Source organism: Caballeronia temeraria (genome assembly GCF_001544795.2).
Classification (GTDB): domain Bacteria; phylum Pseudomonadota; class Gammaproteobacteria; order Burkholderiales; family Burkholderiaceae; genus Caballeronia; species Caballeronia temeraria.
The window spans coordinates 165,041-179,119 of the sequence record NZ_FCOI02000010.1 but is presented as its reverse complement, the minus strand read 5'-3'; the positions used below and the strand labels follow the sequence as shown (position 1 = coordinate 179,119).

General features: G+C 62.1%; 15 protein-coding genes. 9 read left to right on the top strand and 6 right to left on the bottom strand.

All coding sequences use genetic code 11. The features are described 5' to 3' along the window. Positions 1–50 precede the first annotated feature (50 nt). The gene (locus AWB76_RS16915) at positions 51–506 is read left to right on the top strand and encodes an Lrp/AsnC family transcriptional regulator (RefSeq protein ID WP_053568293.1); all 456 of its coding nucleotides are present in this window, start codon (positions 51–53) and stop codon (positions 504–506) included. A gap of 146 nt (positions 507–652) precedes the next feature. Continuing rightward, entirely contained in the window at positions 653–1,762 is a 1,110-nt protein-coding gene (locus AWB76_RS16910; protein WP_061161333.1) for a saccharopine dehydrogenase family protein, read from the top strand. Here the strand turns inward: AWB76_RS16910 and AWB76_RS16905 are convergent. Together AWB76_RS16905 and AWB76_RS16900 are read right to left on the bottom strand one after the other, a co-directional pair. After that, positions 1,759–2,373 (bottom strand): P-loop nucleotide/nucleoside kinase family protein, encoded by a 615-nt coding sequence (locus AWB76_RS16905; RefSeq protein WP_061161272.1) that lies wholly within the window; start codon positions 2,371–2,373, stop codon positions 1,759–1,761. The genes AWB76_RS16910 and AWB76_RS16905 overlap by 4 nt on opposite strands. Further along, positions 2,370–3,683, bottom strand: coding sequence for a cation:proton antiporter (locus tag AWB76_RS16900; RefSeq protein ID WP_061161271.1), 1,314 nt, complete (start codon positions 3,681–3,683; stop codon positions 2,370–2,372). Before AWB76_RS16900 ends, AWB76_RS16905 begins: the two co-directional genes overlap by 4 nt. Positions 3,684–3,922: 239 nt before the next feature. Here AWB76_RS16900 and AWB76_RS16895 point away from each other — a divergent pair, with 239 nt between their 5' ends. Continuing rightward, entirely contained in the window at positions 3,923–5,305 is a 1,383-nt protein-coding gene (locus tag AWB76_RS16895) for an FAD-containing oxidoreductase (protein WP_061161270.1), read from the top strand. A 120-nt stretch (positions 5,306–5,425) separates the two neighbouring features. On the opposite strand, the gene lysM is transcribed toward AWB76_RS16895, so the two are convergent. The 4 genes from lysM to gcl form a co-directional block, all read right to left on the bottom strand. Beyond that, positions 5,426–5,920, bottom strand: a complete 495-nt coding sequence (gene lysM, locus AWB76_RS16890) for a peptidoglycan-binding protein LysM (RefSeq protein ID WP_061161269.1) — start codon at positions 5,918–5,920, stop codon at positions 5,426–5,428. Between the two features lie 302 nt (positions 5,921–6,222). Then, on the bottom strand, positions 6,223–7,131 hold the full coding sequence (locus AWB76_RS16885; RefSeq protein WP_061161268.1) for a 2-hydroxy-3-oxopropionate reductase: 909 nt from the start codon (positions 7,129–7,131) through the stop codon (positions 6,223–6,225). A gap of 27 nt (positions 7,132–7,158) precedes the next feature. Next, positions 7,159–7,959, bottom strand: a complete 801-nt coding sequence (hyi, locus tag AWB76_RS16880) for a hydroxypyruvate isomerase (protein ID WP_061161332.1) — start codon at positions 7,957–7,959, stop codon at positions 7,159–7,161. A 70-nt stretch (positions 7,960–8,029) separates the two neighbouring features. Next, positions 8,030–9,805, bottom strand: coding sequence for a glyoxylate carboligase (gcl, locus tag AWB76_RS16875; protein ID WP_061161267.1), 1,776 nt, complete (start codon positions 9,803–9,805; stop codon positions 8,030–8,032). Positions 9,806–9,975: 170 nt separating this feature from the next. Here gcl and AWB76_RS16870 point away from each other — a divergent pair, with 170 nt between their 5' ends. The 6 genes from AWB76_RS16870 (at position 9,976) to AWB76_RS16845 (ending at position 14,036) form a co-directional block, all read left to right on the top strand. After that, a complete protein-coding gene (locus AWB76_RS16870) occupies positions 9,976–10,929 on the top strand; it encodes a LysR family transcriptional regulator (protein WP_061161266.1) in 954 nt (317 codons plus the stop codon). Between the two features lie 118 nt (positions 10,930–11,047). After that, positions 11,048–11,419, top strand: coding sequence for a 30S ribosomal protein S6 (gene rpsF, locus AWB76_RS16865; protein ID WP_061161265.1), 372 nt, complete (start codon positions 11,048–11,050; stop codon positions 11,417–11,419). Positions 11,420–11,462: 43 nt separating this feature from the next. Beyond that, complete coding sequence (gene priB, locus AWB76_RS16860) at positions 11,463–11,762, top strand: primosomal replication protein N (protein ID WP_061161264.1); 300 nt, start codon at positions 11,463–11,465, stop codon at positions 11,760–11,762. A gap of 2 nt (positions 11,763–11,764) precedes the next feature. Beyond that, complete coding sequence (gene rpsR, locus AWB76_RS16855; RefSeq protein WP_007000150.1) at positions 11,765–12,040, top strand: 30S ribosomal protein S18; 276 nt, start codon at positions 11,765–11,767, stop codon at positions 12,038–12,040. 28 nt (positions 12,041–12,068) lie between these two features. After that, positions 12,069–12,524: a 50S ribosomal protein L9 gene (rplI, locus tag AWB76_RS16850; RefSeq protein ID WP_061161263.1), complete on the top strand. Its 456-nt coding sequence runs from the start codon at positions 12,069–12,071 to the stop codon at positions 12,522–12,524. Positions 12,525–12,647: 123 nt separating this feature from the next. After that, complete coding sequence (locus AWB76_RS16845; RefSeq protein ID WP_061161262.1) at positions 12,648–14,036, top strand: replicative DNA helicase; 1,389 nt, start codon at positions 12,648–12,650, stop codon at positions 14,034–14,036. The last annotated feature ends 43 nt before the right edge of the window (positions 14,037–14,079 follow it).

The following is a 14,079-nucleotide window of genomic DNA, read 5'->3' as shown; positions in this document are numbered from 1 at the left end:
GCATTCAAAACGCATAACGCAAAACACAAAACGCCAAGGACGACGCCCACATGAGACCGCCGCGCCTCGATCAGCTCGACGACATCGACCGCAATCTCGTCGCGCTTTTGCAGATGAACGCGCGCGAGAGCGTTGCGAATCTCGCGCGGCAACTGGGCGTCGCGCGCACGACGGTCATCGCCCGCATTGCGCGGCTCGAGAAGAACAACGTGATCGCGGGTTACGGCGTGCGGCTCGGTCAGGATGTGCTCGATGCGAGCATTCAGGCGTATGTCGGCATCAAGCTCACGCCGAAGTACGGCCGCGACCTGCAGAAGCGCTTTGCGCGCATGCCGGAGATTCAGTTGCTCTGCGCGGTGAGCGGCGAGTTCGATTACGTCGCCTGGCTGCGCGCCGATTCTCCCGACCGCCTGAACGATCTGCTCGATGAAATCGGCGCGCTGGAAGGCGTCGAACGGACGACGACGTCCATCATCCTCGCGCGCAAAATCGATCGCGCAGGTTGAGTCGATACGAATCGTAGTGATCGATCGTCGAAACGACGAAATACGTCGTCGAAGCGCATCATTTTGCGTCTAGGATCAGTATTCGCGTGCTCCTAAACTGTGTGAAGAAGTGTATCGGCCAACACGCACACACAAAGGAGATGAACATGAAAGTGGCCCTCGTCGGCGCCGGATTGATCGGTCAGAGCATTGCCCATTTGCTGCGCGAAACGGGGGATTTCGACGTCGTCGCGTTCGATCGCGACGAACACGCGCTCGCGCTTCTCGATGTGCAAGGCATCCCGACGCGCCGCGTCGATTCCGCGGATACGCCGGCGCTGCGTCAAGCGCTCGCCGGCTTCGATGCGCTCGTCAACGCGCTGCCTTACTACCTCGCGATCAACGTCGCGTCGGCGGCGAAAGCGGCGGGCGTGCATTATTTCGATCTGACCGAGGACGTGCGCGCGACGCACGCGATCCGCGCGATCGCGGACGACTCGGAGCTTGCCTTCATGCCGCAATGCGGTCTTGCGCCGGGTTTCATCGGCATCGTCGCGCATGATCTGGCGAAGCGTCTCGACGATGTGCGCGAAGTGAAAATGCGCGTCGGCGCGCTGCCCGAGTTCCCGACGAATGCGCTGAAGTACAACCTCACGTGGAGCATCGACGGCCTCATCAACGAGTATTGCCAGCCGTGCGAGGCGATTCGCGAAGGGCGCACGCAATGGGTGCAGCCGCTCGAAGGCGTCGAACATTTTTCGCTCGATGGCATCGAGTATGAAGCGTTCAATACGTCGGGCGGACTCGGCACGTTATGCGAAACGCTCGCGGGCAAGGTCGAGACGCTCGACTACAAGTCGGTGCGCTATCCGGGCCATCGCGATCTGATGAAGTTCCTGCTCGACGATCTGCGCATGTCCACCGACCGTGACGGTCTCAAGACGATGTTGAAGCGCGCGGTGCCGTCGACGGCGCAGGACGTCGTGCTGATCTTCGTGACGGTGACGGGCATGCGTCGCGGACAACTCGTGCAGGACGTGTTCACGCGCAAGATCTTCGCGAAGGACGTGTGCGGCGTGCCGATGAGCGCGATCCAGATCACGACCGCCGGCGCGATTTGCGCGGAACTCGATCTTTTCCGCGAAGGCGTGCTGCCGCAAAGCGGCTTCGTGCGTCAGGAACAGGTGCCGCTCGCCGCGTTTCTGAACAACCGCTTCGGCAAGCTGTACGAAGGCGCGAACGCGGTGGCGACGGCTCGACAGCTCGCCGCTGCTTAACCAATGAGGCGCACGAGCAGTTCGTCGTGCGCCTGATCGGACGGCGCGGTGTTGTCGAACATCACGAGCGTTCGGGCGAGCGCCTCATCGGGAACAAAGAGACGCTCGCGATATTCCTCCCAATGCGCGAGCTTGTACGCATCGTTCGGATCGCCGCGCGCGACGATGCGTTCACGCGCGACATCCTCATCGACATGCACCCAGACGACGCGAATGTCGACGTCGCCATCGATGCCGAGCCACGCGCGATCGAAAAGCCGTGCATTGCGCACCTCGCGCGTAAGCGGGGCGACAATCACGGCACTCACGCCGAGCGCGAGATTTTCGGCGGCCGTATCGATGAGACAGCGATACTCCGGATCGCGGAAATGCTCGATAAAAAGCGGGCTGTCGCGGTCGTGCGGATCGCCGGTCAGCGCGCCGATCGCGGCCGCGCTATACGCGCCGTAGAGCGTGTCCTTGTCGAGCAGACAGAAGGGCTTGCCGCTCGCCTGCATCAGCGGCGCGAAGAGGCGTTTGGCGAGCGTCGTCTTGCCGGTGCCGGCATGTCCGCAGAAGAAGATCAGATGCTTCACGCCGGGTCGGTCCTCGAAAGAAAAGGCGAAGGTCATGCATCGGTTCGCGCGCGCTGATACCGGTTCATGAGCGGCGTCGCGCTGATGCCGTGCACGATGACCGAAGCGGCGATGGTCCCGATGACGAGCGGCACGAGTGGCGCGGTCACATCGCGCGGCGCATGTTCGAATGCATAGAGCAAATAATAGAACGAGCCGACGCCGCGTATGCCGAACCAGCTCATGAGCCGTCGCTGCGCGCCCGTCGCCTGCGAGCCGATGAGTGATGCCTCGACCGCCGCCGGCCGCAACACCAGAAAGAGCGCGCCGATGAGCACGGTCGCCTGCCAGGTGAATACGTCGCGCCACATCGTCGCGAGCACGGCGCCGACCATCAGCATGATCGCCACTTCGGCGATGCGTTCCAGCTCGATTGTGAAGCCGTGCACGCGCTCGGCCATGAATGCGTGGGCGCGTTCGGGATCGGCCGCAGCGGCGCCGACATCGTCCGCATCGATCTTGCCGACCGCTTGGCGCGCGGACTTGTCGCCGCTCTGCTTCTGCTCGACGCGGCGCATTGCGAGACCGGCGGCGAATACCGCGAGAAACGCGTATGTGTGCAGCAATTCGGCCACGCCGTACGACAGCGCGATGAGCCCGAGCGCATAGAAGCCTTCCGGCCCGAGCGCCTGCCCGTGGCGCGTGCGCAGCCACGCGACGAGCCGAACCGACAGCGCGCCGAGCAGCCAGCCGCTCACGAGCGCGCCCGCGATGCCCCACATCGCCTGCAATGCGAAGCCCCAATGCAACGCCTCGCCCGGTTTCGCCTCGAAGCGGCACACCGCGATACCGAGCAACGCGAACGGCAGCGCGATGCCGTCGTTGAGCCCGCCTTCGCCCGTCAATGAAAAGCGCAACAGGTCGATGTCGCCGGGCGTTTCCACCTGCACGTCGTGCGCGAGCACGGGGTCGGTTGGCGCGAGCATCGCGGCGAGTAGCAGCGACGGTCCCCAACTGAGCCCGAGCACGTAGACGCCGAAGAGCGCGAGTACGGCGACGGTGAGCACCATCGCGACGAGGCCGAGGCGGATCGGCAGGAGCCAGATGCGGTCGGTGGGCGGCACGCGCAGCCTCAGGCCGATCGCGAAGAGCGACACGAGCATCGCGACCTCGGTGATGCGCCTGAGGACCGTTGCGTCGGTCGCGAGGTCGAGCGTGAGGAGATTGGCCGTGCCCGGGCCCATCGCGAAGCCGATCGCGAGGTAGCACATCGCGGTGCTGATCGGCAGGCGCTTGAACATCGAACTGGCGAGGCCCATGAAAATGAGCACGCCGCCCACGACGAGAAACCAGATCGTCTCGATCATGAATGCCTTCGGCTACAGATGCTGATGATTGAGCGGACCGCGCGCCGTGCTGCGCGGGACGTTCGAATCGAAGACAGCACGCGCCATGCCCGTGTCCGCACAGCGGGCATCGGACCGGCTTTCTGCCCGCTCAACGAGTTGCGCGTAAGATGCATTTCGATTCCAGCTGCTGCATTCTTCATCCGCTTCATTCGCATGGTCTTTTGCGTTTTGTATGCAAAGACCCGGGAGAACCGAGCATGTCACAGCATTTCGATGCGGTTGTCATTGGCACGGGGCAAGGCGGCTCGCCGCTGGCCGTGCGGCTAGCGCAAAGCGGCAGGCACACGGCGGTGATCGAGCGGCATCTTTTTGGCGGCACCTGCGTGAACGTCGGCTGCACGCCGACCAAGACTTATGTCGCGAGCGCGCGGGCCGCGCATGTCGCGCGCACGGCGGCGCAGTACGGCGTGATGATCGGCGGCGATATCCGCATCGACATGGCGCGCGTGAAGGCGCGCAAGGACGAGGTGATCGGCGGCTCGCGCACGGGCATCGAAAAGTGGCTGCGCGCGACGAAGAACCTCAGCGTGTTCAATGGACACGCGCGCTTCACGGGACCGCGCGCGCTGGCGATCGAGGCGAACGACGGCTCGATGCAGCAGATCGATGCCGATCTCGTTTTCATCAACACGGGCACGCGCGCGGTGGTGCCGGATGTCGATGGCCTCGGGCGCGTGCCGTATCTGACCAATTCGTCGATTCTCGAACTGACCGAAGTGCCGGAGCATCTGGTGATTGTCGGGGCGAGCTATATCGCGCTGGAGTTCGGGCAGATGTTCCGGCGCTTCGGCAGCCGCGTCACGTTGCTGGTGCGTGGCGAGCGCATCCTGACGCGCGAGGATGAGGACGTCGCCCGCGCGATGCAGGACGTGTTCGTGCGAGAGGGCGTCGAGTTTCGCTTCGGCGCGCAGCTATCGCGCGTGGAGCCTTTGGCAGGCGGCGTGCGCGTTTTCAATGGTGACGAAGTTATCGACGCGTCGCATCTTTTGTTCGCGACGGGCCGCACGCCGAACACCGACGATCTGGGACTGGAGCATGCTGGCATCGCGGTGAACAGGCACGGCATGATCGATGTCGACGGTCAATTGCGCACCAAAGCGGATGGCGTGTACGCGTTGGGCGATGTGAACGGACGCGGCGCGTTCACGCATACGTCGTGGAATGACTACGAGATCATCGCTTCCAATTTGCTCGATGGGGAATCACGAAGCGTCGATACGCGCATCATGGCTTATGCGGTGTTCGTCGATCCGCCGTTCGCTCGGGTGGGGATGAGTGAGGAAGAGGTGCGCAAGGACGGGCGCGAGGCGCTCATTGCCACGATGCCGATGTCACGCGTTGGGCGCGCTCGGGAGCGCGGTGAGACCGATGGCTTCATGAAGGCACTCGTCGATGCGCAAACGCAGCGGTTTTTAGGGGCTGCGATTTACGGGATCGAAGGGGATGAAGCCATTCATACGTTCATCGATATCATGAATGCGGATGCGCCCTATACGACTCTGCAGCGGGCTATGCATATTCATCCGACTGTGAGTGAGTTGATTCCTACGCTGTTGGAGGGGTTGGGGGCGTTGGGCTGAGGTTTGGGCGTTTCGCCGGGATCTGGCAAAAACGCAAAAAGCAAAAAACGCGAACCAAGGGTCCGCGTTTTGAAAGGCGAGAAAAGAGAAAAAGAGAAAAAGAGAAAAAGAAGAAAAGAATCAGCTCGCCGCCGGAATACGCAAAACTTGCCCCGGATAAATCTTGTCCGGACTTTTCAACATCGGCTTGTTGGCTTCGAAGATCACATCGTTCTTGGAACCATTGCCGTAATACTTCTCGGCGATCTTCCAAAGATTGTCACCCGACACGACGGTGTAATACTGCGACTCGGGCTCGGCATTCGGCACGGTCAACTGATCGTCGACCTTATCGACATGCTGCACATTGCCCGCGGCAACGAGAATCTTTTCCTTCGTCGCCTGATCCGCCGCCTGACCCGACACGGTCACCGTATGCGACGCGCCGTCGTATTTTACATCGAGATTATCCGCGTTGAGACCTTGCGAACGGATGTACGCCGCGATGGCTTCGCCCGCCTTCTGATTCAGCGCGGCGACATCGACCGGCGCGGCAGCGGGCGCCGCCTCTGCGCTCGGCGTGACTGCGCCGAAGAGTTTCTCACCTGCTTCCTTGATAAAGCTGAGAATGCCCATTGTTCAACTCCTTGATTAACGGTGGTTACGGCCCGCGAAGTCTAGGCAGATTAGTCGCGATGACCACCAGATAGTTCTGAGTTTCAACAAAAGGATTTCTAGCACCGCTCATGCGTCAGATGAAGGACGCAATTTGCAACAATCCGACGCGGACACCCGACGACAAACCGTCTGACCGACCAAGGCTTACCCGGCGCACCGCCGGGTGCCGCTTCTCGGACCCCACTTGCCGCCCTCAGCCCAGAGCGGCATTTGTCCCGCGTGCCCATACGCGGGACGCCCCACGGTTCAGGTGATGCGAATCACGCAGCAGCTTTGGTCTGCTGCGGCTCGTCGGCCACCTGGAAGTTCGACATGATCTCGAGCGCACGCACGAGCGCCGAGTGATCCCACGCCTTGCCGCCGTTCGCCGCGCACACGCTGAAGAGTTGCTGCGCGCTCGCGGTGTGGGGCAGGGCGAGGCCCATCTTGCGCGCGCCATCGAGCGCCAGATTCAAGTCTTTCTGATGCAGTTCGATACGGAAGCCCGGATTGAATGTGCGCTTCGTCATGCGCTCGCCATGCACTTCGAGAATGCGCGACGATGCGAAACCGCCCATCAGCGCCTTACGCACGCGCTCCGGATCGGCGCCCGAGCGTGCCGCAAAGAGCAGCGCTTCGCCAACGGCTTCGATGTTCAACGCGACGATAATCTGGTTCGCGACCTTGCACGTTTGACCCGCGCCGTTATCGCCGATGAGCGAAATGTTCTTGCCCATCAGTTCGAAGAGCGGCTTCGCAATGTCGAACGACTTCTCCGGGCCGCCGACCATGATCGTGAGCGTCGCTTCACGTGCGCCGACTTCGCCGCCGGACACCGGTGCGTCGAGATAGTCGCAGCCGAGCGCGTTGATTTTCTTCGCGAACTCCTGCGTCTCGAGCGGGGCGATCGAGCTCATGTCGATCACGAGCTTGCCCTTCGTGAGACCCTTCGCGACGCCGTCATCGGCGAACAGCACATTGGCGACATCGGGCGTGTCCGGCACCATCGTGATGACGATTTCGCTTTCCTGCGCCACAGCGGTCGAGTCCGCGACGACTTGGGTCTGCGCGCGGATATCGTCCGGCACCGGAAACTTGCCGTTCACGACGAGCTTGTGGCCGCCCTTGATGAGATTGCGCGCCATGTGCGCGCCCATGATGCCGAGGCCGATGAAACCGATCGTTGCCATACTTCTAGCTCCTCCTATGTGTCTGGTTTAAGCGGTCGCGCCCTGCTTCACGCCGCCGATGCTCTGCAGCCAGCCGAGGCCCGCCTCCGTGCCGTTGAGCGGCTTGTACTCGCAGCCGATCCAGCCTTGATAGCCGATCTCGTCGAGCAGCGCGAACAGGAACGGATAGTTGATCTCGCCCGTGCCGGGCTCGTTGCGGCCGGGGTTGTCGGCAAGCTGGATGTGCGCGATCTTCGGCAGGTTCTTCTTGATCGTCGCGGCGAGTTCGCCTTCCATGCGCTGCATGTGATAGATGTCGTACTGCAGGAACAGATTGTCCGAGCCGACCGCCTGGATCACATCCAGTCCTTCCTTCGACCGATTCAGCGCGAAGCCCGGAATGTCATACGAGTTGCACGGCTCGACCAGCAGCCGGATGCCTTCTTTCTTCAGCGCATCGGCAGCGAAGCGCAAATTTTCGATGATGGTCGCGCGCGCCTGTTCCGCCGACACGCCCGCCGCCGGAATGCCGACGAGGCAGTTCAGTTGCGGCACATTCAGCGCCTTCGCGTACTCGATCGCGCGCGGCACGCCTTCGCGGAATTCGGCGACACGGTCCGGCAGACACGCGATGCCGCGCTCGCCCGCTTCCCAGTTGCCGGCGGGCAGGTTATGCAGCACGATCCGCAAGTCGTTGTCCTTCAGGCGCTTCTGGATATCGCTGGTCGAGAAGGCGTAAGGAAACAGGAACTCGACCGCCTTGAAGCCCGCATTCGCGGCCGCGGCGAAGCGGTCGAGGAACGGGACTTCGTTGAACAGCATGGTCAAATTCGCGGCAAATTTCGGCATTGTTCTTTCCTGATGGTCGGTCAGCGGATGCACGCCGCGCGTTCCTTGGATGAACGCGCGGCGGCGCTTCTCAGTCGAGCGGCGTGACGGCGGTCGGTGCGTCTGCCTTCGTTTCGGCGAGTTCCTCGAACTCGTTGATCGCGTCGATCTCGGTGCCCATCGCGATGTTGGTCACGCGTTCGAGAATCATCTCGACGACGACCGGCACCTGATGTTCGGCGGCCAGCGCTTGCGCCTTCTTGAGCGCCGGCGCGATGTCTTCCGGCTTGAACACGCGCAGTGCCTTGCAGCCGAGGCCTTCGGCGACCGCGACGTGATCCACGCCGTAGCCTTCGAGTTCAGGCGCGTTGATGTTGTCGAACGCGAGCTGCACGCAGTAGTCCATCTCGAAGCCGCGCTGCGCCTGACGGATCAGGCCGAGATACGAGTTGTTCACGACCACGTGCACGTAGGGCAGCTTGAATTGCGCGCCGACCGCGAGTTCTTCGATCATGAACTGGAAGTCATAGTCGCCCGACAGCGCGACGATCTTGCGTTGCGGGTCCGCCGCACGCACGCCGAGCGCGGCAGGGATCGTCCAGCCGAGCGGGCCGGCCTGACCGCAGTTGATCCAGTTGCGCGCCTTGAACACGTGCAGGAACTGCGCGCCCGCGATCTGCGAAAGACCGATCGTCGTCACGAAGCAGGTGTCGCGATCGAACGCGAGGTTCATCTCTTCGTAGACGCGCTGCGGCTTCATCGGCACATTGTCGAAGTGCGTCTTGCGCTGCAGGGTGCGCTTGCGCTGCTGGCAGTCCGCAACCCACGCGCCGCGATCCTTCAGCTTGCCGGCAGCCTTCCATTCCTTCGCCACGTCGACGAACAGTTCGAGCGCGGCCTTCGCATCCGACACGATGCCGAGATCCGGTCCGAACACGCGGCCGATCTGCGTCGGCTCGATATCCACGTGCACGAACTTACGGCCCTTGGTGTAAACCTCGACGCTGCCCGTGTGACGATTCGCCCAGCGGTTGCCGATGCCGAGCACGAAATCGGAGGCGAGCATCGTCGCGTTGCCGTAGCGGTGCGACGTCTGCAAGCCGACCATGCCGGCCATGAGCGGGTGATCGTCGGGGATCGCGCCCCACGACATGAGCGTCGGAATGACGGGCACGCCGAGCGTTTCCGCGAACTGCACGAGCAGGTCTTCCGCCGCCGCGTTCAGCACGCCGCCGCCCGAGACGATCAACGGCTTCTCGGCGTCGTTGAGCATCGTGAGCGCCTTCTCGACCTGCGCGCGCGTCGCTTTCGGCTTGTAGACCGGCAGCGGCTCGTAGGTGTCGATGTCGAATTCGATTTCGGCCATCTGCACGTCGATCGGCAGGTCGACCAGCACCGGACCCGGACGGCCCGAGCGCATCAGGTGAAACGCCTGCTGGAACACGCGCGGCACGAGCGCCGGTTCGCGCACCGTGACGGCCCATTTCGTGACGGGCTTGGCGATCGATTCGATATCGACGGCCTGGAAATCTTCCTTGTACAGACGCGCGCGCGGCGCCTGGCCGGTGATCGCGAGAATGGGGATCGAATCGGCCTGAGCCGAGTAGAGGCCGGTGATCATGTCCGTGCCGGCCGGGCCCGACGTGCCGATGCACACACCGATGTTGCCCGGCGCCGCGCGGGTATAACCTTCGGCCATGTGCGATGCGCCTTCGACGTGACGCGCGAGCACGTGGCTGATGCCGCCCGACTTCTTCATCGCCGAGTAGAACGGGTTGATGGCCGCGCCCGGCACACCGAACGCGGTATCGATTCCTTCTTTTTCCAGCACGAGGACGGCTGCGTCGACGGCTCTCATCTTGGGCATGATTGTCTCCTTCCTGGGGGTCTCTATCCGAAATCGCTGTCTGCATTCAAGCAGGGTTCCGTTCCACTTTAAGTCTGTGAAAAAGGTTTGATAAGATCAGCGGTAGTCGCTTTTTTCCAAACAAAAAGTACCGAATGCCCGATTGATGGGGCATTGGCGGGAGACGCGAGATGGACCGCTTCAAGCAGATAGAAACCTTCGTGCGCGTGGCTGAGGCGGGAAGCCTCGCCGCGGCGGCGCTGGAGGAGGGCGTGTCGCCCGTGATTCTCGGACGGCGCATCGACGCACTCGAGAAGCGCCTTGGCGTGAAGCTGATGTATCGTTCGACGCGGCGGCTCGTCGTGAGCGAAGAAGGCGCGGCGTTTCTCGACCGCTGCAAGAACCTGCTCGCCGACTGGGATCAGGCGGAAAACGAGCTCGCCGCAGGCCGGCGCGCGGTGGGCGGGCATCTGATCGTGTCGGCGCCGGCCGCGTTCGGGCGCATGCACGTCGCGCCGCACGCGCCGCCGTTCGTGCGTGACAAGCCTGAATTGCAGATGTCGTTCAATCTGACCGATCGCGTCGTCGATCTGGTGCGCGAGGGCTACGATCTGTCGATTCGCATCGGCGGGGCGGTCGATCCGAATTTCGTCGCGGTGAAGCTCGCGAGCAACCGGCGCGTCGTGTGCGGCACGCCTGCGTATTTCAGGAAGCACGGGCGGCCGAAGACGCTCGAAGACCTGCCGAATCACAACTGTCTCGCGTTCAATCTGCAGGGCGGACAGAACCGCGGCTGGTATTTCCGGCGCAATGGCAAGGTCGTGACGGTGCGCGTGACGGGCAATCTCGACTGCAACGACGGCGAGTTGCTGCATCGCTGGGCGTCGGAGGGCCTCGGTCTGGGCTGGCGTTCGACGTGGGAAATCCAGCGGCAACTGGAATCGGGCGAACTGGAAACCGTCCTCGACGATTTCGAGCTTCCCGACTATGACATTCTCGCCGTCTATCCGCAGCAGCGTTACGTACCGGCAAGAGTGCGCTATTTCATTGATTACCTTAAGGAAATTTACGCGCAGCCGGGTTACTGGAGCCGCCGGCTGACGCTTCCGGGCGAACCGCACGCCGAGCCGGCGCATACGGGCTAAGTGCTTGAAAACCCAGCCAAAGCCTTGCGCATAGATGTCAGCCAGGTATATACTGTTTGGCTTCTCACTTGCCGCACCGGTCCGACGCCCGGGTGGCTTTAATCCACAAGGAGTGAATATGCGTCATTACGAAATCGTCTTTATCGTGCATCCCGATCAGAGCGAGCAAGTGCCCGCAATGATCGAGCGCTACAAGAGCACGATCACGTCGCACGGTGGCCAGATCCACCGCATCGAGGACTGGGGCCGCCGCCAGCTGGCCTACATGATCGAGAAACTCGCGAAGGCTCACTACGTCTGCATGAACATCGAATGCGACCAGACCACGCTCGAAGAGCTGGAGCACGCATTCAAGTTCAACGACGCCGTTCTGCGTCACCTCATCGTCAAGATGAAGAAGGCCGAAACCGGCCCGTCGCCGATGATGAAGGAAGTGCAGCGCGAAGAAGCCAAGAAGGCGGCTAGCCAGCCGTCCGAAGCGCAGGCTTAAGGACAGTTTCGAACTGTCAAGCCACCAGGAACGAACACTTTAAGTGAACCGGCTGCAACTGACAGCAAGCGTCGTGGAACGCGAACCGGTGCGGTACACGCCCGCCGGGATTCCCATCGCAAGCTGCACGTTGCAACACGCGGCAGAAGTCGTCGAGGCGGGCATCGCCCGGAAAATCGAACTGACCCTGCAGGCGGTCGCGGCCGGCGAAGCGAGCGGCAGACTGGAAAGCTGTCCGATGGGCGTCGAAACACGCTTCACCGGCTTTCTGGCGAAGAGAAGCCGTAACGCACGAACCCTGGTGTTTCACATCACAGAATTGCAGGACATTGGAAAGGACTAATCATGCCCCGCCCGACTGGTAAGAAATTCGACAAGCGTCGTCAGCAACAAAACCCGCTCTTCAAGCGCAAGAAGTTCTGCCGTTTCACGGCAGCCGGTGTCGAGTACATCGACTACAAGGACACGGAAACGCTGAAGGACTTCATCGGCGAAAACGGCAAGATCACGCCGGCTCGTCTGACTGGCACGAAGGCGCACTATCAGCGCCAGCTCGACACGGCAATCAAGCGCGCGCGTTTCCTCGCGCTCCTGCCGTACACCGACCTGCACAAGGCCTAATCAGACGACGCACTAAGGAAAGCCAAAAATGCAAATCATTCTTTTGGAAAAAGTCGTCAACCTGGGCAACCTCGGCGATATCGTCAAGGTCAAGGACGGCTACGCACGTAACTTCCTGATCCCCGGCAAGAAGGCTCGCCGCGCGACCAAGGACGCAATCGCTGAATTCGAAGTGCGCCGCGCCGAACTCGAAAAGGTCGCTGCCGAGAAGCTGAAGGCTGCTGAAGCTCAAGGCGAAAAGCTGAACGGTTTCACGGTTCAGATCGGCCAGAAGGCTGGCGTCGACGGCCGTCTGTTCGGTTCGGTCACGAACGCGGACATCGCTGACGCGCTGAAGAAGCAAGGCTTCGCGGAAGTGGAAAAGGCGCAAGTGCGTCTGCCGCAAGGCCCGATCAAGATGGTCGGCGATCATCCGGTTCAAGTGGCGCTGCACACGGACGTGCTGGTCGACGTCACGGTGTCGGTGCTCGGCGAGCACGCGTAAGTTTCAGGCGAGGCCTCGCACCTCGCAGCGCAGGAAAGAAGGGCAGGAACCGTCGAGGTTCCTGCCTTTTTTATTTGTCTGAGCGTTGTTCCTACGCGCCGAATTCATCGATAATTCCACCCCATGAACGCACCGTCCAAAGACCCGCAACTCGACGCGCTGAAGGTCCCGCCTCATTCGATCGAAGCCGAACAATCCGTGATCGGCGGCCTGCTGCTGGACAACGCCGCATGGGACCGCATCGCCGACCTGATGCATCAGAGCGATTTCTATCGCTATGACCATCGCATCATTTACGAGCACATCGGCAAGCTGATCGCCTCAACGCGCCCGGCGGACGTCATCACCGTCTACGAAGCGCTCACGATGGCCGGCAAGGCCGAGGAAGTGGGCGGGCTCGCGTATCTGAACGCGCTGGCGCAGAACACGCCGAGCGCGGCGAATATCCGCCGCTACGCGGAAATCGTGCGCGATCGCGCGGTGCTGCGCCGCCTTGTGTCCGTCGCCGATGAAATCTCCGCCGATGCGTTCAATCCGCAAGGCAAGGAAGTCCGTCAGATTCTCGACGAAGCCGAAGCGCGCGTGTTCTCGATCGCCGAAGACGGCGCGCGCGGCACGCAGGGTTTTCTGGAGATCGGGCCGCTCTTGACGCAGGTCGTGGAGCGTATCGACACGCTGTATCACACCGCCAATCCAAGCGACGTGACCGGCACGCCCACGGGCTTCGTCGACCTCGACCGCATGACCTCGGGTATGCACGGCGGCGAACTGATCATCGTAGCGGGGCGCCCGTCGATGGGTAAGACGGCTTTCTCGATGAACATCGGCGAATACGTGGCGGTGGAGTACGGTTTGCCGGTCGCGGTGTTCTCGATGGAAATGCCCGGCACGCAACTGACCATGCGTATGCTCGGCTCCGTCGGCCGGCTGGACCAGCATCGCATGCGTACGGGCCGTCTCACGGACGAGGATTGGCCGAAGCTCACGCACGCCGTGCAAAAAATGAGCGAGGCGCAACTTTTCATCGATGAAACCGGCGGCCTGAATCCGATGGAGCTGCGCTCGCGCGCGCGGCGTCTGTCGCGGCAATGCGGCAAGCTCGGGCTGATCATCGTCGATTATCTGCAGCTGATGTCGGGTTCGGGCGGCGGCGAAAACCGTGCGACCGAGATCTCCGAAATCTCGCGTTCGCTCAAGAGTCTCGCCAAGGAACTCGACGTGCCCGTGATCGCGTTGTCGCAGTTGAATCGTGGTCTCGAGCAACGTCCGAACAAGCGGCCGATCATGTCGGACTTGCGGGAATCGGGCGCTATCGAACAGGACGCGGACGTGATCCTCTTCATCTATCGCGATGAAGTCTACAACCCCGACAGCCCCGACAAGGGCACGGCGGAAATCATCATCGGCAAGCAGCGTAACGGCCCGATCGGCCCAGTTCGTCTGACGTTCCACGGTCAATACACGAAGTTCGACAACTTCGCCGGCGCGCAAAACTTCTACGGCGGCGAATAACTCATCCACCGCATCCGCTGTCAAGAGTCCGCCACCGTCGCAG

Excerpts from the sequence above, each read along its gene's own strand:
- AWB76_RS16915 (WP_053568293.1), top strand. The coding sequence starts at position 51 with ATGAGACCGCCGCGCCTCGATCAGCTCGACGACATCGACCGCAATCTC.
- AWB76_RS16910 (WP_061161333.1), top strand. The coding sequence starts at position 653 with ATGAAAGTGGCCCTCGTCGGCGCCGGATTGATCGGTCAGAGCATTGCC.
- AWB76_RS16905 (WP_061161272.1), bottom strand. The coding sequence starts at position 2,373 with ATGACCTTCGCCTTTTCTTTCGAGGACCGACCCGGCGTGAAGCATCTG.
- AWB76_RS16900 (WP_061161271.1), bottom strand. The coding sequence starts at position 3,683 with ATGATCGAGACGATCTGGTTTCTCGTCGTGGGCGGCGTGCTCATTTTC.
- AWB76_RS16895 (WP_061161270.1), top strand. The coding sequence starts at position 3,923 with ATGTCACAGCATTTCGATGCGGTTGTCATTGGCACGGGGCAAGGCGGC.
- lysM (WP_061161269.1), bottom strand. The coding sequence starts at position 5,920 with ATGGGCATTCTCAGCTTTATCAAGGAAGCAGGTGAGAAACTCTTCGGC.
- AWB76_RS16885 (WP_061161268.1), bottom strand. The coding sequence starts at position 7,131 with ATGGCAACGATCGGTTTCATCGGCCTCGGCATCATGGGCGCGCACATG.
- hyi (WP_061161332.1), bottom strand. The coding sequence starts at position 7,959 with ATGCCGAAATTTGCCGCGAATTTGACCATGCTGTTCAACGAAGTCCCG.
- gcl (WP_061161267.1), bottom strand. The coding sequence starts at position 9,805 with ATGCCCAAGATGAGAGCCGTCGACGCAGCCGTCCTCGTGCTGGAAAAA.
- AWB76_RS16870 (WP_061161266.1), top strand. The coding sequence starts at position 9,976 with ATGGACCGCTTCAAGCAGATAGAAACCTTCGTGCGCGTGGCTGAGGCG.
- rpsF (WP_061161265.1), top strand. The coding sequence starts at position 11,048 with ATGCGTCATTACGAAATCGTCTTTATCGTGCATCCCGATCAGAGCGAG.
- rpsR (WP_007000150.1), top strand. The coding sequence starts at position 11,765 with ATGCCCCGCCCGACTGGTAAGAAATTCGACAAGCGTCGTCAGCAACAA.
- rplI (WP_061161263.1), top strand. The coding sequence starts at position 12,069 with ATGCAAATCATTCTTTTGGAAAAAGTCGTCAACCTGGGCAACCTCGGC.
- AWB76_RS16845 (WP_061161262.1), top strand. The coding sequence starts at position 12,648 with ATGAACGCACCGTCCAAAGACCCGCAACTCGACGCGCTGAAGGTCCCG.